Raw genomic sequence first — 17,546 nt, 5'->3', positions numbered from 1 at the left:
TCTGAGGTGTGATTTTTTGAAGAGGAATTTTCAATTTTTAATACTTTCAGTCTGAGCTAGATGAAGACTAATAAACATCGCTATGTTTCTAGCCATCAATCATCTTCTATATAATCTTGGGTTAATTTGTTGTTTATTATAAGTACTTCGACTGCGCTCCGTATGACATTGTTATTATTTGACAAGAATATGCTAAAAAAGAAATTCATGATGCTGCATTTATAATGCTGAATTCTCTACACCGTCTCACTAATAATATAATCTGCAACATTCTTCTTCGTGCGTAGAATAAGTTCACCTATAAAACCTGCTAAGAATAACTGTGTGCCTAGTATCATCGCTGTAAGCGCAATATAAAATTCCGGACGTTCCGTAATGAGGCGTCCTGCTTCATTAATAAACAACTTGTCAATACCAAGATACATAGCAAAACAGAAGCCAATCAAAAGCATAACTGCTCCCCAGGCACCAAAGAGGTGCATAGGGCGTTTGCCAAAACTTGACAAAAACCAAATGGTAATTAAGTCTAAGAACCCGCGAACAAAACGTTCTGCGCCAAATTTAGTCTCCCCGTATTTGCGGGCTTGATGCTGTACTACTTTTTCTCCAATGTTTGAAAAACCAGCGTTTTTTGCTAGTACTGGAATATAGCGGTGCATTTCGCCTGTGACTTCAATAGTTTTAATCACGTCATGGTGATAAGCCTTGAGACCACAATTAAAGTCATTGAGTTGCACTCCAGACGTTTTTCGGGCAGCAAAATTAAAGAGTTTAGAAGGGAGATTTTTTCCTATTAAGGGATCGAAGCGTTTTTTCTTCCATCCTGATACAAGGTCGTATTTCTCTTCTATAATCATTTTGTAGAGTGCAGGGATCTCTTCTGGATTGTCCTGAAGGTCTGCATCCATTGTGATTACGACGTTACCTTTTGCCATTTTAAAGCCGGCGTGCAAGGCTTGAGACTTTCCAAAGTTCTTTAAAAACCGAATGCCTTTTACAGCGGAGTGCTCATTTTTTAGAGTGGTAATAATATCCCAAGAACTATCTGTACTACCGTCGTCTATAAAAATAACTTCATGTAAAAGACCATTGGACTGCAAGGTCTTTGCAATCCAATGGTATAATTCTTTTAAGGATGCTTCCTCGTTGAGAAGCGGAATGACGATAGATAGATTCATTTATTCTAAATGGGCTGGTTTCTCAACTTTCATAATTAACCCAGAGATGAGTGAAATAATAAAGCCAAAGAAGAGAGATAGAATAATCCCCATAGCCGCCATCACACCTGGACTTACCATTTTTTCTGTGATGCTTATTGCCATTTCCATTTGATCTTCTGTCATATTTGGATTTTGCTCAACCATATCAGAACTCGCCTTTTCGACAATGTTTGCTGCAAAGTCTGGTTCAATAACGGTAACAAATAACATATTAAATAATACGCCTATAATACCAGCGATTAGCGCTGTAGCCAACCCTACTTTTAAGGCTTCTCCAAGCGATAAAAAGCCGCCGTTACTTTCTTTAAAAGCTTTTAAAGCGTAGATAATACAGCTTAGCATTATTACGAAACTTAACAAGCTTTGCCACCATGGCTGCTCATAAGTTTGTCCTAGTGCGTAAACAATTACAGATAGTAGTACGGACACAAGTCCTAGAATTAGCCCGTATTGCATGGCTACTTTTTTCACAGATCCTTTTTCGGTTTCCATTTTTATAAGTTTAGTTTGTTCGTTAGGTTAGTAAACAAATGTAGTAAAATGTTACGGGACAAGTAGGATTTTTATGGCTTGTTCTATTGTTAGGTCTATTTGAGATAGTTACAAAGGCCCACCACGAGGTCATATTCCGCTGCTAAACTTATGGTGGTAGGTTTCCGCTACAAGAAATAATAACCGCGACTTTTACTTCGGAAATGATAAGGGTTTAATAACTAGCTCGCATTTGTTCATTATGAAATAGTGTGAATTACGCTTTTGCCTAAAGTCTTCTTTTGGGTGTGATGAGAAGTTTGTTTCTCAATTAATAAAGATGATCATAGTTTTTTAAGAACTGATAAATATTTAAGCTAAAATGCATTGTCCGCTTCCTTGATAAATAAATGAAATAACAATTGTCATTTGATAGCGCAATATCTCCCATCTTTACTATTTTCGCAGAAGCTAAAAGAAGATTGACATCCATAATTAGGGTTGCTGAAATTTTATTAAAAAAAATAAAGTATTGTGTTGTCATTTTAGTAATAATACTTAAATTTGCACTCGCATTTCCGAAAGGTCGGGGATGCTATTTTAAAAGAATAAACGATGAAAAAAGGTATCCATCCAGAAAATTATAGATTAGTAGCATTTAAAGACATGTCAAATGAAGATGTTTTTTTAACTAAATCTACAGCAAATACAAAAGAAACAATTGAAGTTGATGGCGTTGAGTATCCTGTTGTAAAAATGGAAATCTCAAGATCTTCTCACCCTTTCTATACAGGTAAATCTAAACTTATTGATACTGCAGGACGTATTGACAAGTTTAAGAACAAGTATGCGAAGTTTAAGAAGCCTGCTGCAGCTGCTCCAGTAGAAGAAGTTAAAGCTGAAGAAGCTACAACTGAAGAGTAAGACTTACTCGTGATATGTTCACGACTACATTATATTGAAGCCTTCGATTTTTATCGAGGGCTTTTTGTTTTGGCCTTGTCTTCTGTTCTAGTTTATAGGAAACTCATTGAAGTATTTGAAACTCAGAAGACACGCAGGCACCTTTCTGACTTGGACTAATTTTACTTTATTCCTTGAGAATTTAAACGTTTCGCTACATAGCAGAAAATTTTGAGTTTTGTAGAAAGTGCAAATATGAATTCGTATTCTTAATTTAGTTGGCTATTTTTGATAGACTAAATAAAATAGACTCACTGGATGCTACTAAGTAGCCCACTGACTGCTTAAAACTTATTACTGAAAATGAATTACATCCTTTTTGACGGCGCTGTGCGCGACCAGTTGTTACCATTTACGTTTACAAGACCTGTAGCAGATATTCGCGTAGGGATTTTGACGCTTCGTGAGAAGTGGGAGCATATGCTTGGTACCACCACTACCACAATCACCGAAGATTATTTAGTAGACAAATTTCCTATGGTCGAGATGGAAGAGAACGTGATGATTAACGCATCTTTTATTCCTTCTGAACATATGATTGCCTTGATTGAAGGGCTCTTAGAAAATCAAGCAGTATTTTATGAAGATGAGCCTCTTGCTTTTTTTGCTAAGGAAGGAGAGGAAGTAGATTTTGATAGCTATGAAGTGGTGCAATACACCTATGATGATGTACTACGCATAGAACATACTTGGGATATTTTTGCTAAAAACGGCGACGCTATAGCAAGAGACTTTGCGCTATTAACTGAAGGTCGTACTTCACAACCTATCCCAGAGAAAACAGTTGCGTTTAACGAATCTCAAATTTTTATAGAAGAAGGAGCTAAGTTGTCTTTATGCTCACTAAATGCTGAAGGTGGACCTATTTATATTGGCAAGCATTCAGAAATAATGGAAGGCGCTATGATTCGTGGCCCTTTTGCACTTTGTGATAATGCCACTGTAAAGATGGGCGCAAAAATATATGGGCCAACAACCATTGGACCTCACTGTAAAGTGGGCGGCGAAATAAACAACTCCGTATTAATGGGGTATTCTAGTAAAGGGCACGATGGCTTTCTAGGTAATAGCGTACTTGGAGAATGGTGTAATCTTGGTGCAGATACTAATAACTCTAATTTGAAAAACAACTATGCAGAAGTCCGCTTATGGGATTATGAAACAGAAGGGTTTGCACATACGGGATTACAGTTTTGTGGCTTGATGATGGGTGATCATAGTAAATGTAGTATCAATACCATGTTTAATACCGGAACGGTTGTAGGGGTGAGTGCCAATATCTTTGGGAGCGGATTCCCTCGTAATTTTATTCCAAGCTTTAGTTGGGGCGGTAGTGCAGGAATGACTACGTACAAAACAAATAAAGCGTTTGAAGTTTCAAAAATAGTAATGGAACGAAGAGGTGTGGACTTTACAACAGATGATGCGGCTATTTTAGAACATGTATTTGAGGAAGCTGCAAAGTGGAGAAAGGGCTAGATATTTGTTCTTAATAATCAGTTCAACGTATAGAGTCCTTTAAATAATAGATTAGTAAGGTGATGATTACAATTGGGATAATCGAAAAAGTGATAAATAAGACGCGAGTTCGCTACCTTTCTTTTCGAATTAACGCTGTCTTGAATTCTTCAAATTCTTCTGGTGACATTTGAGTATGATCTATAAAATCCCAAAAAATTTTTTCAGAATCCTGCGGGCTCTCAAAATAACGTGCGCCTTTCCTGTTGTTTAATTGTGCTCTGTTTGCTTTTACAGATTTAACTCTTTCTAAACCACTTAAGCCAAATCCCATACAGTTACTATTATAGTGTTACGAAAGAAAAGGGGAAAGGTTACAAAACGAACACGTATCTGAACGTCAGAAATAATCTTAAGTGAAGTCCTTGATCTTCTTAAACCATATATCGCTCGGTGAATCTGTGTTATAGTTTTTCCGCAGAGATAATCGTAGGCACACTGCCTTGCACAGAGAGATTTAACGAAATTTTAAATAAAGATACTACTTCATCTTCTTCACCCGCTTCAAAACCAGAAAATTCTGTGGGTTGACGCCTAGTCCAGAGACTTTTTTTGATACTAATCGCACTGCCATATCATAATACAAAGGCACAATAGGAGCATCTGCAATAATTAAACTGTCCATCTTTCTATAATAGTCTTTCCTTATTTTTATGTCTGAGATATTCTGAGCTGCTACATACAGACTATCAAAAGTCGCATTCTTATAATGCATATAGTTAGGGCCATTGGGTGTGAAATTCGGGCTATAAAATAAAGACAGGTAATTCTCAGCATCTGGATAATCTGCGATCCAGCTGGCTCTAAAGACTTCGAGTTCGCCGCTGGCCTTCATTTGCCGCAAGGTAGACGGCGGCACCACATCTATGGTTACTTTGAGTCCTAGCTTTTCGAGTTCGCGTTGTATGTACTCACATACATCTAGATACTGCGCATTTGTCCCAATGGTGATTTCTGGTTGTGTATCACCGGTTTCGTCTTTATAGGTTTGAATAAGTGTTTTTGCTTTTTGCGGATTATAAGTAAACCCTTCTATCGCTTCAAACCCAGGTAATCCTTTTGGGATAAAACCGTTGACGGCCGGGAAACCCATTCCATTGCGGAGATAGGTCACCATTTTTTCTCTGTCAAAACCATAGTTCACAGCTTGGCGCAATGCCTTTGAGTTGACCTCTGATGATTCTGCATCTAAGTAAAACCCAAGATATTCCGTATTGAGATATGGCGCCGTGATCAGGTTTACTGTTTCTGTATACTTAGCTTGTAATTTTCCTGTAGTGGTGACAATCTCATCTTTATACGAGTTATCTAGACCAGACATAAAATCTATGTTGCCTTGAATAAACTGCAAGAATTCACTTTGTTTGTCTGGTAAGAAGGTGATGGCAATGGCTTCCATATATGGCAACTGATTTCCCACTTCATCTTTTTCAAAATACAGCGGATTCTTTCTGAATACCAGTTTAATGTTCTCTTCCCACATTTTATATTGAAAAGGGCCAGTGCCAACGGGGTTTCGTCTAAAGGTGTTGCCGTAATGTGCTACAGCTTCTTTAGGTACTACAGAGCAGTAACGCATGGAGAGCAAGCCTAAAAAGGCGGGAAATGGTTTTTTAAGTTGTATAGTGAAGGTACTGTCGTTTTCAGCTTGATATGAGGCTACGTTTTGCAATACCCAGCTTCCAGGCGAAGCTACTTTTTCATCCAGCAGTCTGTCAAAGCTATACGTAAAATCTTCTGCAACTACGGTTCGGGTTTTGGCATTTCCGAAGACATCGTTTTTATGATAGTAGACGTCATCACGTAATGTAAACGTGTAGGTCTGTGTGCTGTCATTAATGACCCAAGACCTAGCGATGTCTGGGATGATGTTTAAAGAATCATCTAGCTGAACCAGCCCGTTAAACAATTGATTTGTAGGCCAAATAGTTTGCGGATTCCTAGAAAATGCCGGGTCTAAGGAGGCTATGTTGCTATGCTCGTTATAGCGAAACACTTCGTGATCACGGGAAGAGTCTGCGCTTTTGTTGCAGCTTGTTGCTAGGATGCAGGCTAGAGCAAGTGCAAAATACAGCAGTGAGTTATGGGTTGTCTCACGATAACTATCGGGATGCGTGGTCTTAAACAAAAATCGAGTAAAGGGAAGGTTCATAAATGCATACAAATATACATTCATTTTTATTTTAAGTAGCTGAAGTAATGGATGTTTAAAATTTCAGAAATGAAGATAAGTTCGTACTTTCGCCATTCTAATTTTAACGAATGTCTGTCCCAAACAAAGTCGCATTTTACACCCTCGGTTGCAAGCTAAACTATAGCGAAACCTCTACCATTGCTCGTGATTTTACGAAGGAGGGTTATGAGCGTGTAGACTTTAAGGAGGAAGCAGACATCTACGTGATTAACACTTGTTCTGTGACTGAAAATGCGGATAAGCGTTTTAAGTCTATTGTCAAGCAGGCGCAAAAGGTGAATCCAGATGCCTTTGTGGCTGCCATAGGTTGCTATGCGCAATTGAAGCCCGAAGAACTTGCAGATGTGGACGGAGTTGACTTGGTGTTAGGTGCGACAGAAAAATTTAAACTACCTTTTTATATCAATGAATTACTTGCTTCTCCAGACCGAGGTAAGGGAGAAACACAAATACACAGTTGCGAGATTGAAGATGCAGATTTTTACGTAGGCTCCTACTCTATAGGCGATCGTACCCGTGCTTTCTTAAAAGTACAAGATGGTTGTGATTACAAATGTACCTATTGCACCATCCCGTTGGCTCGTGGAATATCAAGAAGTGATGCGCTAGAAAATGTATTAAAAAATGCTTCGGAAATAGCAAAACAAGGAATTAAAGAAATTGTTTTAACCGGAGTTAATATCGGGGATTATGGAAAAGGAGAGTTCGGGAATAAAAAACACGAACATACCTTTTTTGAATTATGCCAGGCATTAGATGAAGTAGCGGGCATAGAACGACTGCGTATTTCTTCTATTGAACCCAACTTGCTTAAAAATGAAACCATTGATTTTGTAGCGCAATCAAAAACCTTTGTGCCTCATTTTCATATTCCGCTGCAGAGTGGGAGTAATGCTCTTTTAAAATTGATGAAGCGCCGTTACATGAGCGAGTTGTATGTAGATCGAGTGACTCGTATTAAGCAAGTGATGCCAGATGCTTGTATTGGAGTGGATGTCATCGCTGGTTTTCCAGGAGAGACGGACGAACTATTTTTAGAGACGTACAATTTTTTAACTCAGCTAGATATTTCTTATTTACATGTCTTTACTTATTCTGAAAGAGAAAACACGGCTGCCGCCGCAATGGAAGGAGTGGTTCCTAAAAAGGTAAGAGCTAAAAGGAGTAAAATGCTTCGAGGACTTTCGGCAAAAATGCGCCGGGCGTTTTATGAAAGTCAGTTAGGTAGGACCCTGACCGTATTATTTGAAGGTGAAAACAAAGAAGGGTACATCCACGGGTTTACCCAGAACTACGTCAAAGTAAAAGCACTCTGGAATCCTGAACTCGTAAATACATTACATAAAGTGGCCTTGACAAGCATTGATGAAGATGGCCTTGTTAGGTTTGATTTTGTAAACGAAAAAGTACTTGGTTAATTGGTTTTAGATATTAATCCCAATAGGTAATAAAGATTTATACTTCCTTCTATTCTTCCGGATAAATGACACAATTTCTGGTGCGGTAGGCATCATACTAATGTTCCGGTCCTTGATATTTGCAAAAACAGCCCTAATAAAGATTTCTCTAAATCCCTGTTCTTCCATGTCTTCTGGCATATCATATTTGGTTAGAAATATTTTACGCTCTTGCAGTGCGTATTCTATTCTAGCCATATTGTCTCCTATTTCTAGTTCAAACTGGCGCAAAAATTCATTGTCTGAAATTACAACATCTTCAATCATAATGTGGGTTTATTCTTAAATTGAACAATATTTCGCTTTGGCTTGTGTAAATTTACGAAATATCTTCATCGTAATACTATTTCAATGCAAGTTCGTCTATGATTTCAGGAAAAATTCACGTTTATTTTGTTCCCGGCCTCGCCGCAAGTGTTGAAATCTTTAGAAATATAAAATTACCTGAGGATGTATACGTTACTCATATTATCGAGTGGAAAATTCCGAAGAAAAGGGAGTCTATGTCAGACTATACTAAACGTCTGGTAGAAGAGGTTAAGGAAAAAGATGCAGTTTTAATTGGAGTTTCATTTGGTGGCGTTGTGGTGCAAGCAATGAGTGAGCATTTAGACCTACGTAAATTAATACTCATATCTAGCGTAAAGTGCAGAAGTGAGTTGCCAAGAAGATTGCGCTTTTTAAAGCGAACGGGATTATATAGGCTTGCTCCAACGAGCTTGATTATTAATGCAAAAGATTTAACACGATTTGCTATAGGTCCAAGGTCTAAAAAACGATTACAATTGTATAATGAATATCTGCACGTTCGGGATAAAGTGTATATGGATTGGGCCATATCAAATATGGTAAATTTTAATCGTAAAATACCTATACCGGGTATTGTTCATTTGCATGGTGATCAAGATGTGGTGTTTCCGTCGAAACATATAAAAAATGCTATTTTATGTCCTGGCGGCACTCATATTATGATATTGAATAAAGCGGGTTGGATTGTCGAAGAACTGAATAAAATTGTTACTAATTAATACGGTTTCTACTGGAGGTGCACTATGTAAATACATACCTTTAAAAAAAAAGAACTAAGCTATGAAAATGATGACGAAAATAGGGTTAGTAACGCTCTTGCTTTTTGCGGTTGCTGTGAGTGTATATGCCGTACAATCACCTAAAACAGATGCAGCGGTTACAGAGAAAATTGCAAATGATTATGGTGTGCACGCATTACCTATGCCTACGTATCTCGAGTTTGCTGGAGAGCCAGTGCCGCTAGAAAACCCAGATATTATGGAACGTATGGATCGTGAGTTGCACGTGAATACGTATTGGCAGTCTAATATGATTATATTAATGAAACGCGCTAATAAGCACTTTCCTAGAATTGAGGCGCTACTGGCAGAGCATAATTTACCAGATGATTTTAAATATTTAGCGGTGGCAGAAAGCAGTCTTGATAATGTTAGGTCTCCAGCTGGAGCCGCAGGATTCTGGCAGTTTTTAAAAGGCACAGCAAAAGAATACAATCTAGAAGTAAATGATTATGTAGACGAGCGTTATAATATAGATCTCGCTACAGAAATGGCGGCTAAGTATTTAAATAAGTCGAAAGACCGCTTTGGTACGTGGACCTTAGCTTGTGCTGCATATAACGCTGGTAATGCTGGTGTAAATAGACAGCTAGAGCGTCAAGATGTAAAAGATTACTATGATGTACTCCTTAACTCCGAAACGAGCCGTTATGTGTTTAGGATTTTAGCTTTTAAAGAGATCATGTCTAATCCTAAAAAATATGGATTTAACTTAAGACCGACAGACTTGTATCAAGAAATCCCTATAAAGAAGGTTGTTGTGAATTATGCCGTAGAAGATTTTGCAAAATGGTCAAAAGATCAAGGAATTAATTATAAGATTTTAAAAATTCATAACCCTTGGTTGCGAGATACGTTTTTAAAGAATACATCAAAAAAAGAATATATTATTGAGATTCCAGAAGAAGGATATTATCAACTAAATAAATAAAATGAATCCAACACTTATAGTTTCTTTGATTGTTATTGGCTTATTAGCGGGAATTCTTAGCGGATTTATGGGAGTAGGAGGTGGTGTCATTATGATCCCACTAATGGTTTTGTTTTTAGGATATTCACAGCATCAAGCACAAGGTTTGAGCCTTGCGGTTTTATCGGTTCCTGTAACGTTTTTAGCGGCCTACACATACTATGTGAACCCATTAGAAGGAGAAGCTCCTTTTAGCTGGAAATTTGGGATAGTGATTGCTTTGTCCTTTGTGGTGGGCGGTTTAATTGGATCTAAATTTGCGGTTGCGATACCTCAGAATGTCTTACGCAAATCTTTTGCAGTGATTTTAATCATAGCAGCAGTAAAAATGTTTTTTACTAAATAGTATTACGGTTTGTCAATTACTACTTCTTCTGACGTTTCAGAAGCATTCATTAATAGCGAAAGTCCTTTGCTAAAGGAGTTGTAGTTAAGGTTGTATGATATACTATATTCTTCTTCATAGGGATGTAAAATACCACGACGCATATCTACAACGATGTCATTTTCATCTATAAAAAAGGAAGAAGGGAAACCTACACTATGCTTTAACATCCTGATGACACGGCAATGCTTGTTGTCTGCTTCGTCAATGTAAAGGATATCAATTGTAGAATTATATTTTCGCGCCGCTTTCTTGACATTATCTTTCGTGCCCCAGAATAGGACAACAAAATCTATCTCATTTCTGTGTTTTTTAGCAATCTCGTTTAGTGCTGGTATTTCACCTTTTCCTGGAGTACACCAAGAAGCGTATGTCATCAAGAATATAGGCTTTTCGTACTTTTTAAATTCTATTTTTCTTCCAGATAATTTGTGAGCGGTGAAGTTATCCATGCGGCTCCCGTTGATCACATTTTTCACAAGAGAATCAAAAAGTGCATCTGCCTCCTCAAATCGCTGATCGTGATAGGCAAGTTTAGATTGTATCTTATAATTTTTAATGTTCTTTCCTATATTATAAGACAAGAACGTTTTTTGCTCAAAATTTTGGGATCGAGCAGAAAATGAAATTAATAAGATAAGTAAGAGTAGTTTTTTTACCATTTAGCCCTTTTATATTCTGCGAAATTACGTAAATCGCTACATAATAGACTGGCTTATCGGTAATTAACGGATAAAGTCGATGTATTGCGGTTAAAAGGTTATTTGCGACCTCCACGACCTTGACGGCCACCTCCATATTGTTGTTTTGGAGCTCCAGCCCGTTTCATTTGTCCCTTCATTTGCTTTATCTGATCGTCCATCATATTATGCTTGTCTAGCTTTTTTGCTTCAGATAAAAGTATTTCTGCTTCTCGTTTACGGTTTTTGGTCATTGCAATACCGGCAAGATTTAACTTGGTCATCGCCATGTCTGTATCCATACTTAAACCTAAAGTAACGGCTTTCTTAAAATATTTTTCAGCCTCATTCATGTTGGTCTGGCTCACCATCAATCCATTCAGGTAATTATAGTACCCTTGTTGTTTTTTAATAAGAGACCCTTCAGGGTTTTTAATTTTATCTAGCCATTTTTTTGCACCTGGGAAGTCTTGTTTTCTTAAACGCAAAAACGCAAGGAGGATAATTTCGTTTTTAAAATATAGGAAGACGAATATAATGGCTAAAAGGATACACATAATCCCATTACCTATATTAGTCTCTGTAAACTGCCAAACAGCAACGGAAATGGACAATAGAGTAAGAATTAATTTGATATTTTTATGAAACATATGGCTTGTTTTTGAAGCGTTGACAAAGGTAAGTAAAACAATTAAAATTTTTTTACATTTAGAAGTTGAGTGTGTAAAAAATGTTTGTATATTTGCAGCCGCCTACGAATAATAATGATGAAGCGCAATTCAGAATAACGAGAGTAGGTATAAAAAATTAAAGATTTAGTTTAAAAATATCGTTTCAGAATAAAGAAATCAGACCATGAGCAAAAGAACATTTCAGCCATCAAAAAGAAAGAGAAGAAACAAGCACGGTTTTAGAGAGCGTATGGCATCTGTAAGCGGTAGAAAAGTAATAAAAGCTCGTAGAGCTAAAGGCAGAAAGAAAATTTCTGTATCCTCAGAATTTCGTCACAAGAAATAATGTTGATAAGTCATATATAAAAAGGTGTTGTTTTAAAGCAGCACCTTTTTTTTATACCCTGTCGATTCGTAAATTTATATCCCGAAAACCACCCTTCATTTATGCCTAGAAATACCTCAATAAAATCGGTTTTAATTATAGGATCTGGTCCTATTGTAATTGGTCAAGCTTGTGAGTTTGATTATGCTGGATCTCAGTCTCTCAGATCTTTAAGAGAAGATGGGATTGAAACGATCCTAATAAATAGTAACCCTGCCACCATTATGACAGATCCGTCTATGGCAGATCATATCTATTTAAAACCATTAACCACGAAGTCTATTGTAGAAATCCTTAAAGAACATCCTCAGATTGATGCGGTACTTCCTACTATGGGTGGGCAGACTGCTTTAAATCTAGCCATAGAAGCAGATGAAAAGGGTATTTGGAAAGATTTCAATGTTGAATTAATAGGAGTAGATATCGCTGCTATTAATATTACAGAAGATAGAGAGCAGTTTAGAAACTTGATGCTAGATATAGGTATCCCAATGGCACCTCAAGCCACCGCAACATCTTTCTTAAAAGGAAAAGAGATTGCACAAGAGTTTGGTTTTCCATTAGTAATTAGAGCATCCTACACCTTAGGGGGCGATGGAGCATCGATTGTTTATAAAGAAGAAGATTATGATGAATTATTAACACGTGGCTTAGAAATATCGCCTATCCACGAAGTAATGATTGATAAAGCGCTACTGGGCTGGAAAGAATTTGAACTAGAGTTGTTGCGGGACTCCAATGATAATGTAGTTATTATATGTGCCATTGAGAATATGGATCCTATGGGGATACATACGGGAGACTCTATCACGGTAGCACCAGCAATGACGCTTAGTGACAAGACCTATCAAAGAATGCGTGATATGGCAATCCATATGATGCGCAGTATCGGTGATTTTGCGGGTGGATGTAATGTTCAGTTTGCAGTTAGCCCAGATGAGAAAGAAGATATTATCGCTATTGAGATTAACCCGAGGGTTTCTCGCTCTTCTGCCTTAGCATCAAAAGCAACTGGCTATCCTATAGCAAAGATTGCAACAAAACTTGCCATTGGTTATCACTTAGATGAATTAAAGAATCAAATTACAAAATCTACATCAGCGCTTTTTGAGCCTACACTAGATTATGTGATTGTGAAGATTCCACGTTGGAATTTTGACAAATTTGAAGGCTCAGACAGAACACTTGGGTTGCAGATGAAGTCTGTAGGAGAAGTGATGGGAATAGGACGTTCGTTCCAGGAAGCGCTGCATAAAGCAACGCAATCGCTAGAGATTAAGCGTAATGGATTAGGAGCAGACGGCAAGAGTTATAAAGATTATGAGCAGATTTTAGATAAGCTGAAACACGCAAGTTGGGATCGTGTATTTGTGATTTATGACGCGATACAACTGGGAATCCCATTAAGCCGTATCCACGAAATCACAAAAATAGATATGTGGTTTTTAAAGCAATATGAGGAGCTCTATTTATTAGAATTAGAAATTTCTAATTTCACTTTAGATACACTACCTCGTGCGTTATTGCTAGAAGCAAAACAAAAAGGATATGGTGACAGACAGATTGCACATATGCTCAGATGTCTTGAAAGCGAAGTTTATAAAAAGCGGGAAGAACTCAATGTACAGAGAGTATATAAATTAGTTGATACCTGTGCCGCAGAATTTAAAGCACAGACGCCTTATTACTATTCAACGTTTGAAAACGACATGCAAACTGCTGACGGAACTCGTTATGCAGAGAATGATAGTGTTGTTTCAGATAAGAAAAAAGTCATTGTTTTAGGCTCAGGACCTAACCGTATAGGACAAGGTATCGAGTTTGATTACTGTTGTGTGCACGGGGTACTAGCCGCGGCAGAGTTAGGATATGAAACCATCATGATCAACTGTAATCCAGAAACGGTTTCTACAGATTTTGATGTAGCAGATAAACTTTATTTTGAACCCGTTTTTTGGGAACATATTTATGACATAATTCGTCATGAAAAACCAGAAGGTGTTATCGTTCAGCTAGGAGGACAGACGGCACTTAAGCTGGCAGAGAAACTAGAACGCTATGGAGTTAAAATTTTAGGGACAAGTTTTCAAGCCTTAGATCTTGCAGAAGACAGAGGTAGTTTTTCAAATATTCTTAAAGAACTAGAGATTCCGTATCCAGAGTTTGGAATAGCAGAAACCACAGAAGAGGCGCTTGCGCTTGCAGACCATTTAGATTTCCCACTCTTAATAAGACCTTCTTATGTTTTAGGTGGACAAGGGATGAAGATTGTGATCAACAAGGAAGAACTAGAAAAACACGTAGTAGATTTACTTCGGAAAATACCAAACAACAAATTACTGTTAGATCATTATTTAGATGGTGCTATCGAGGCGGAAGCAGATGCTATCTGTGATGGTGAGGATGTCTATATTATCGGGATTATGGAACATATAGAACCTTGCGGGATTCACTCGGGAGATTCTAATGCTACCTTACCGCCATTTAATTTGGGTGAGCTCGTTATGCAGCAAATTAAAGACCACACAAAAAAGATTGCACTTGCCTTAAATACAGTAGGACTTATTAATATACAGTTTGCGATTAAAGACGAATTGGTGTACATCATCGAAGCAAATCCAAGAGCTTCTCGTACCGTTCCATTTATAGCAAAGGCGTATGGAGAGCCTTATGTAAATTATGCAACCAAAGTAATGTTAGGTCACAACAAGGTGAAAGATTTTGATTTTAATCCACATCTAGATGGCTACGCGATTAAGCAGCCCGTTTTTAGTTTTAATAAGTTCCCTAATGTGAATAAACAACTAGGGCCAGAAATGAAGAGTACAGGTGAGAGTATCTTATTTATAGATGATCTAAAAGACGACCAGTTTTACGAACTATACGCTCGTAGAAAAATGTACTTGAGTAAGTAGCACTTTTATTTCTATAGAATTTATTATCTTTAGGAAAACAAAAAAAATAATTATGAAAAAAATTACATTATTAGCAGCTATGATGATCGCTATGATCTCTACCGCGCAGCAAACATTTATGGTCGATTGGGATCAGAGTACAGAATCGGCAGATGCTACTTTTACAATACTAGTAGGTGATACGGTAATGTGGACGTGGGCAAATGTAGCACCACATGATGTGCAACCAGCCTCAGGCGAAATGGACGCTCCAGGAGATTTTGGAAGTGAAATTCTAACCGGAATGGGCTCAACATACTCTTACACATTTACAGCTCCAGCAGTAATAGATTATTTATGTACGGTACATCCAGGTTCTATGAATGGTACCTTGACCGTAGAAGCAGTAATGTCTGTTCAAGATCAATTTGAGCGTAACATCACATTTTTTCCAAATCCGGTAAAAGAAGATTTAAAGATTAGATCATTGTTTTCTTTAGACACGTATGAGATCTATAGTGCTACAGGTAAAAAAGTAAGTGAAGGAGTTGGGGAAGGAACCTATACAAACTTAAACACAAGCCATTTTCCTGCCGGTGTATATTTTGTCACTGTTCGTTCAAACGATCTTACGGCAACTATAAAGTTGATTAAAGAATAAGTAATACTCAACCTCTACAGCGCAGCAAAAGGAGTTTGGAAATACTAAGCAAAAAAAATCTCGTCAAGAAATTGGCGAGATTTTTTTATGACGAAATTTTAATCTGGACTAAAATGTGGTGATCTTTCAGAGGACACGTCACTAATAAAGTGCTTAGAATCTCCCCAGAAAAAGAACGTGTCAAAGCGTTCTTCATAGGTAAGTTTAACATACTGACCTTGGTATTCTTGGAGCTTATCAATAACCTCTTGCTCTTGGTCTAGCACTGAAAAAGAAAATATCTGTGCGCCACTGATTCCTTGACTTATTTCACCCTCCCACGTTTTAAAGAGTACTCCTTTATTACTGAACTTAATAAGCTCACCAGCACGAGTACCCTCGCTATAAGGCACAAATGATACAAACATAAAGTACAAAAGGAATAGTGCAGCAATAGCTCCTAGGATTAGAAAGAGTATTTTTTTCATAGTAATTGATTTTATTTTAATACTTCTGTATGCGTTGTCTCTCTGCCACGAAAATGCACAACAGAAGACGCAGAAAAAATTTATTCAAGTTCATTATTCTCCTCCGCACGTTTTATAATCTTCTCAGGTAATGACTTCTTTGCTTTGGCTCCCATCTTTTTCAACTTCTCCACACTTGTGATGAGGTTTCCGCGTCCTTCAAATAGCTTATTCATAGCACTAGAGTAATCTGTCTTTGCATCATCCATTTTTTTACCCACACCAGTAAGGTCTTTGATCAGCCCTTCGAATTTATCATACAATGCCCCAGCTTGTCTAGAAATCTCTATCGCGTTTCGTTGTTGCTTTTCATTGTTCCACATAGTGTCTATTGTGCGCAATGTAGCTAATAGGGTAGAAGGAGTCACGATAATAATATTCTGCTCAAATGCCTTATTATAGATACTCGGGTCTTTATTAATTGCAATGGCAAATGCGGGTTCTATAGGAACAAAAAGCAAGACAAAATCTGGGCTTTCCATTTCGTAGAGGTCGTGATAGTTCTTTTCACTTAATTGGTCTACGTGACGTTTGAGTGATGCGAGGTGCTCGTTTAAATGTCGTGCTTGTTGGATATCATCTTCCTCATTTACAAAACGCTCATATGCAACTAGAGATACTTTACTATCAATAATCATACGTTTGTTGTCCGGCAAATGAATCACGACATCTGGTAAGACTCTTTTACCATCGGGCAGCGTAAAACTTTGTTGTACAAAATACTCTCGGTCCTTTTCAAGTCCACTTTTCTCGAGTACTTTTTCGAGCACGAGTTCGCCCCAATTTCCTTGTATTTTACTATCGCCTTTTAACGCTTTTGTAAGGTTTGTGGCCTCTTTACTCATTTGCTCGTTGAGTTCTTTAAGCCCAATAATTTGTTGACGCAGCATCGCTTGACCCGTGAGACTTTCTTTATGGGTATCATCTACGCGCTTTTCAAACTTGTCTATCTTTTCTTGAAGTGGTTTAAGAACCGCATCTATATTTTTTTTGTTCTGTTCTGTAAATTTTTCAGATTTAGAATCCAGTATTTTGTTGGCTAGATTTTCAAACTCTTTTGTAAATTTTTCCTGTAGTTTTTCTAATTCTGCTTGTTGATCGCGATGTTTAGATTCAAGACTTTCAAACTCAGAATTACGCCGCGTCAATGCCACATTTAAAAAGTCTTTTTCTTTTCGAATGCCTTCACGTTCTAACACAATATGCTCAAATTGAACGCTAAACTTTTCTTCCTGTAAAGAGGCTCGGTCAGAAACAGCACTTAGCTTGTCTTCATAATCTCCAGAGAGTCGTTGTTGGTTTAATTTGTGTTGCTGCAACCGCTCTTTAAGGGCACTAGATTCTGCCTTTTGTTTTAAGCGGGCGATTAGATGCCCCACAATAATACCAATTGCTAAAGAGATGATGGCTAGTAAAAAATAGATTACAGTTTGGTTCAAAATTAATTTTTCTAGTTATTGAATAAAGATAAGTTTTCAACGCA

18 protein-coding genes are annotated in these 17,546 nt (G+C 37.5%); 9 read left to right on the top strand and 9 right to left on the bottom strand.

The genetic code is table 11. The annotated features are described in order from the left end of the window. Window positions 1-236 precede the first annotated feature (236 nt). Both ABXT71_RS12100 and ABXT71_RS12095 read right to left on the bottom strand, forming a co-directional pair. Window positions 237-1,178, bottom strand: coding sequence for a glycosyltransferase family 2 protein (locus ABXT71_RS12100; protein WP_415371619.1), 942 nt, complete (start codon window positions 1,176-1,178; stop codon window positions 237-239). Beyond that, complete coding sequence (locus ABXT71_RS12095) at window positions 1,179-1,712, bottom strand: DUF4199 domain-containing protein (RefSeq protein ID WP_415371618.1); 534 nt, start codon at window positions 1,710-1,712, stop codon at window positions 1,179-1,181. A gap of 594 nt (window positions 1,713-2,306) precedes the next feature. On the opposite strand from ABXT71_RS12095, the gene ABXT71_RS12090 reads away from it, so the two are divergent. Both ABXT71_RS12090 and ABXT71_RS12085 read left to right on the top strand, forming a co-directional pair. Beyond that, window positions 2,307-2,615: a type B 50S ribosomal protein L31 gene (locus tag ABXT71_RS12090; RefSeq protein ID WP_415371617.1), complete on the top strand. Its 309-nt coding sequence runs from the start codon at window positions 2,307-2,309 to the stop codon at window positions 2,613-2,615. Between the two features lie 342 nt (window positions 2,616-2,957). Beyond that, window positions 2,958-4,133, top strand: coding sequence for a GlmU family protein (locus ABXT71_RS12085; protein ID WP_415371616.1), 1,176 nt, complete (start codon window positions 2,958-2,960; stop codon window positions 4,131-4,133). 112 nt (window positions 4,134-4,245) lie between these two features. Here ABXT71_RS12085 and ABXT71_RS12080 read toward each other — a convergent pair whose 3' ends face one another. Continuing rightward, window positions 4,246-4,446, bottom strand: coding sequence for a hypothetical protein (locus ABXT71_RS12080; protein WP_415371615.1), 201 nt, complete (start codon window positions 4,444-4,446; stop codon window positions 4,246-4,248). A 207-nt stretch (window positions 4,447-4,653) separates the two neighbouring features. After that, the gene (locus ABXT71_RS12075; RefSeq protein ID WP_415371614.1) at window positions 4,654-6,348 is read right to left on the bottom strand and encodes an ABC transporter substrate-binding protein; all 1,695 of its coding nucleotides are present in this window, start codon (window positions 6,346-6,348) and stop codon (window positions 4,654-4,656) included. A gap of 86 nt (window positions 6,349-6,434) precedes the next feature. On the opposite strand from ABXT71_RS12075, the gene mtaB reads away from it, so the two are divergent. Then, window positions 6,435-7,784, top strand: coding sequence for a tRNA (N(6)-L-threonylcarbamoyladenosine(37)-C(2))-methylthiotransferase MtaB (gene mtaB / locus ABXT71_RS12070; protein ID WP_415371613.1), 1,350 nt, complete (start codon window positions 6,435-6,437; stop codon window positions 7,782-7,784). 6 nt (window positions 7,785-7,790) lie between these two features. Here the strand turns inward: mtaB and ABXT71_RS12065 are convergent, their stop codons facing one another. After that, a complete protein-coding gene (locus ABXT71_RS12065) occupies window positions 7,791-8,090 on the bottom strand; it encodes a GNAT family N-acetyltransferase (protein WP_415371612.1) in 300 nt (99 codons plus the stop codon). 98 nt (window positions 8,091-8,188) lie between these two features. On the opposite strand from ABXT71_RS12065, the gene ABXT71_RS12060 reads away from it, so the two are divergent. The 3 genes from ABXT71_RS12060 (at window position 8,189) to ABXT71_RS12050 (ending at window position 10,227) form a co-directional block, all read left to right on the top strand. After that, on the top strand, window positions 8,189-8,851 hold the full coding sequence (locus ABXT71_RS12060; RefSeq protein ID WP_415371611.1) for an alpha/beta fold hydrolase: 663 nt from the start codon (window positions 8,189-8,191) through the stop codon (window positions 8,849-8,851). A 61-nt stretch (window positions 8,852-8,912) separates the two neighbouring features. Continuing rightward, window positions 8,913-9,842: a lytic transglycosylase domain-containing protein gene (locus tag ABXT71_RS12055; RefSeq protein WP_415371610.1), complete on the top strand. Its 930-nt coding sequence runs from the start codon at window positions 8,913-8,915 to the stop codon at window positions 9,840-9,842. A 1-nt stretch (window position 9,843) separates the two neighbouring features. Beyond that, window positions 9,844-10,227: a sulfite exporter TauE/SafE family protein gene (locus tag ABXT71_RS12050; protein WP_415371609.1), complete on the top strand. Its 384-nt coding sequence runs from the start codon at window positions 9,844-9,846 to the stop codon at window positions 10,225-10,227. 2 nt (window positions 10,228-10,229) lie between these two features. Here ABXT71_RS12050 and ABXT71_RS12045 read toward each other — a convergent pair whose 3' ends face one another. After that, on the bottom strand, window positions 10,230-10,928 hold the full coding sequence (locus tag ABXT71_RS12045; protein WP_415371608.1) for a TlpA family protein disulfide reductase: 699 nt from the start codon (window positions 10,926-10,928) through the stop codon (window positions 10,230-10,232). A 98-nt stretch (window positions 10,929-11,026) separates the two neighbouring features. Beyond that, the gene (locus tag ABXT71_RS12040; RefSeq protein ID WP_415371607.1) at window positions 11,027-11,596 is read right to left on the bottom strand and encodes a DUF2892 domain-containing protein; all 570 of its coding nucleotides are present in this window, start codon (window positions 11,594-11,596) and stop codon (window positions 11,027-11,029) included. Between the two features lie 205 nt (window positions 11,597-11,801). Between ABXT71_RS12040 and rpmH the strand changes: the two genes are divergently transcribed. The 3 genes from rpmH (at window position 11,802) to ABXT71_RS12025 (ending at window position 15,557) form a co-directional block, all read left to right on the top strand. Beyond that, complete coding sequence (rpmH, locus tag ABXT71_RS12035) at window positions 11,802-11,963, top strand: 50S ribosomal protein L34 (protein ID WP_415371606.1); 162 nt, start codon at window positions 11,802-11,804, stop codon at window positions 11,961-11,963. Window positions 11,964-12,064: 101 nt separating this feature from the next. Continuing rightward, window positions 12,065-14,917: a carbamoyl-phosphate synthase large subunit gene (gene carB, locus ABXT71_RS12030; protein ID WP_415371605.1), complete on the top strand. Its 2,853-nt coding sequence runs from the start codon at window positions 12,065-12,067 to the stop codon at window positions 14,915-14,917. Window positions 14,918-14,969: 52 nt separating this feature from the next. Further along, window positions 14,970-15,557, top strand: coding sequence for a T9SS type A sorting domain-containing protein (locus ABXT71_RS12025; RefSeq protein WP_415371604.1), 588 nt, complete (start codon window positions 14,970-14,972; stop codon window positions 15,555-15,557). A gap of 98 nt (window positions 15,558-15,655) precedes the next feature. On the opposite strand, the gene ABXT71_RS12020 is transcribed toward ABXT71_RS12025, so the two are convergent. Together ABXT71_RS12020 and ABXT71_RS12015 are read right to left on the bottom strand one after the other, a co-directional pair. Continuing rightward, window positions 15,656-16,024 (bottom strand): 6-phosphogluconate dehydrogenase, encoded by a 369-nt coding sequence (locus ABXT71_RS12020; RefSeq protein WP_415371603.1) that lies wholly within the window; start codon window positions 16,022-16,024, stop codon window positions 15,656-15,658. Window positions 16,025-16,104: 80 nt separating this feature from the next. Then, entirely contained in the window at window positions 16,105-17,502 is a 1,398-nt protein-coding gene (locus tag ABXT71_RS12015) for a DNA recombination protein RmuC (protein ID WP_415371602.1), read from the bottom strand. Window positions 17,503-17,546 lie beyond the last annotated feature (44 nt).

Source organism: Patiriisocius sp. Uisw_047, from assembly GCF_047730165.1.
In the GTDB taxonomy this organism is placed as follows: domain Bacteria; phylum Bacteroidota; class Bacteroidia; order Flavobacteriales; family Flavobacteriaceae; genus Patiriisocius.
This window is presented reverse-complemented; position numbering and strand designations above follow the sequence as displayed.

Bases quoted from the DNA above. Each gene is read 5' to 3' on its own strand.
- ABXT71_RS12020 (WP_415371603.1), bottom strand. From the start codon at position 16,024: ATGAAAAAAATACTCTTTCTAATCCTAGGAGCTATTGCTGCACTATTC.
- ABXT71_RS12100 (WP_415371619.1), bottom strand. From the start codon at position 1,178: ATGAATCTATCTATCGTCATTCCGCTTCTCAACGAGGAAGCATCCTTA.
- ABXT71_RS12050 (WP_415371609.1), top strand. From the start codon at position 9,844: ATGAATCCAACACTTATAGTTTCTTTGATTGTTATTGGCTTATTAGCG.
- ABXT71_RS12060 (WP_415371611.1), top strand. From the start codon at position 8,189: ATGATTTCAGGAAAAATTCACGTTTATTTTGTTCCCGGCCTCGCCGCA.
- ABXT71_RS12090 (WP_415371617.1), top strand. From the start codon at position 2,307: ATGAAAAAAGGTATCCATCCAGAAAATTATAGATTAGTAGCATTTAAA.
- mtaB (WP_415371613.1), top strand. From the start codon at position 6,435: ATGTCTGTCCCAAACAAAGTCGCATTTTACACCCTCGGTTGCAAGCTA.
- ABXT71_RS12080 (WP_415371615.1), bottom strand. From the start codon at position 4,446: ATGGGATTTGGCTTAAGTGGTTTAGAAAGAGTTAAATCTGTAAAAGCA.
- ABXT71_RS12095 (WP_415371618.1), bottom strand. From the start codon at position 1,712: ATGGAAACCGAAAAAGGATCTGTGAAAAAAGTAGCCATGCAATACGGG.
- ABXT71_RS12040 (WP_415371607.1), bottom strand. From the start codon at position 11,596: ATGTTTCATAAAAATATCAAATTAATTCTTACTCTATTGTCCATTTCC.
- ABXT71_RS12085 (WP_415371616.1), top strand. From the start codon at position 2,958: ATGAATTACATCCTTTTTGACGGCGCTGTGCGCGACCAGTTGTTACCA.
- ABXT71_RS12055 (WP_415371610.1), top strand. From the start codon at position 8,913: ATGAAAATGATGACGAAAATAGGGTTAGTAACGCTCTTGCTTTTTGCG.
- ABXT71_RS12065 (WP_415371612.1), bottom strand. From the start codon at position 8,090: ATGATTGAAGATGTTGTAATTTCAGACAATGAATTTTTGCGCCAGTTT.
- ABXT71_RS12045 (WP_415371608.1), bottom strand. From the start codon at position 10,928: ATGGTAAAAAAACTACTCTTACTTATCTTATTAATTTCATTTTCTGCT.
- ABXT71_RS12075 (WP_415371614.1), bottom strand. From the start codon at position 6,348: ATGAATGTATATTTGTATGCATTTATGAACCTTCCCTTTACTCGATTT.
- ABXT71_RS12025 (WP_415371604.1), top strand. From the start codon at position 14,970: ATGAAAAAAATTACATTATTAGCAGCTATGATGATCGCTATGATCTCT.
- rpmH (WP_415371606.1), top strand. From the start codon at position 11,802: ATGAGCAAAAGAACATTTCAGCCATCAAAAAGAAAGAGAAGAAACAAG.
- carB (WP_415371605.1), top strand. From the start codon at position 12,065: ATGCCTAGAAATACCTCAATAAAATCGGTTTTAATTATAGGATCTGGT.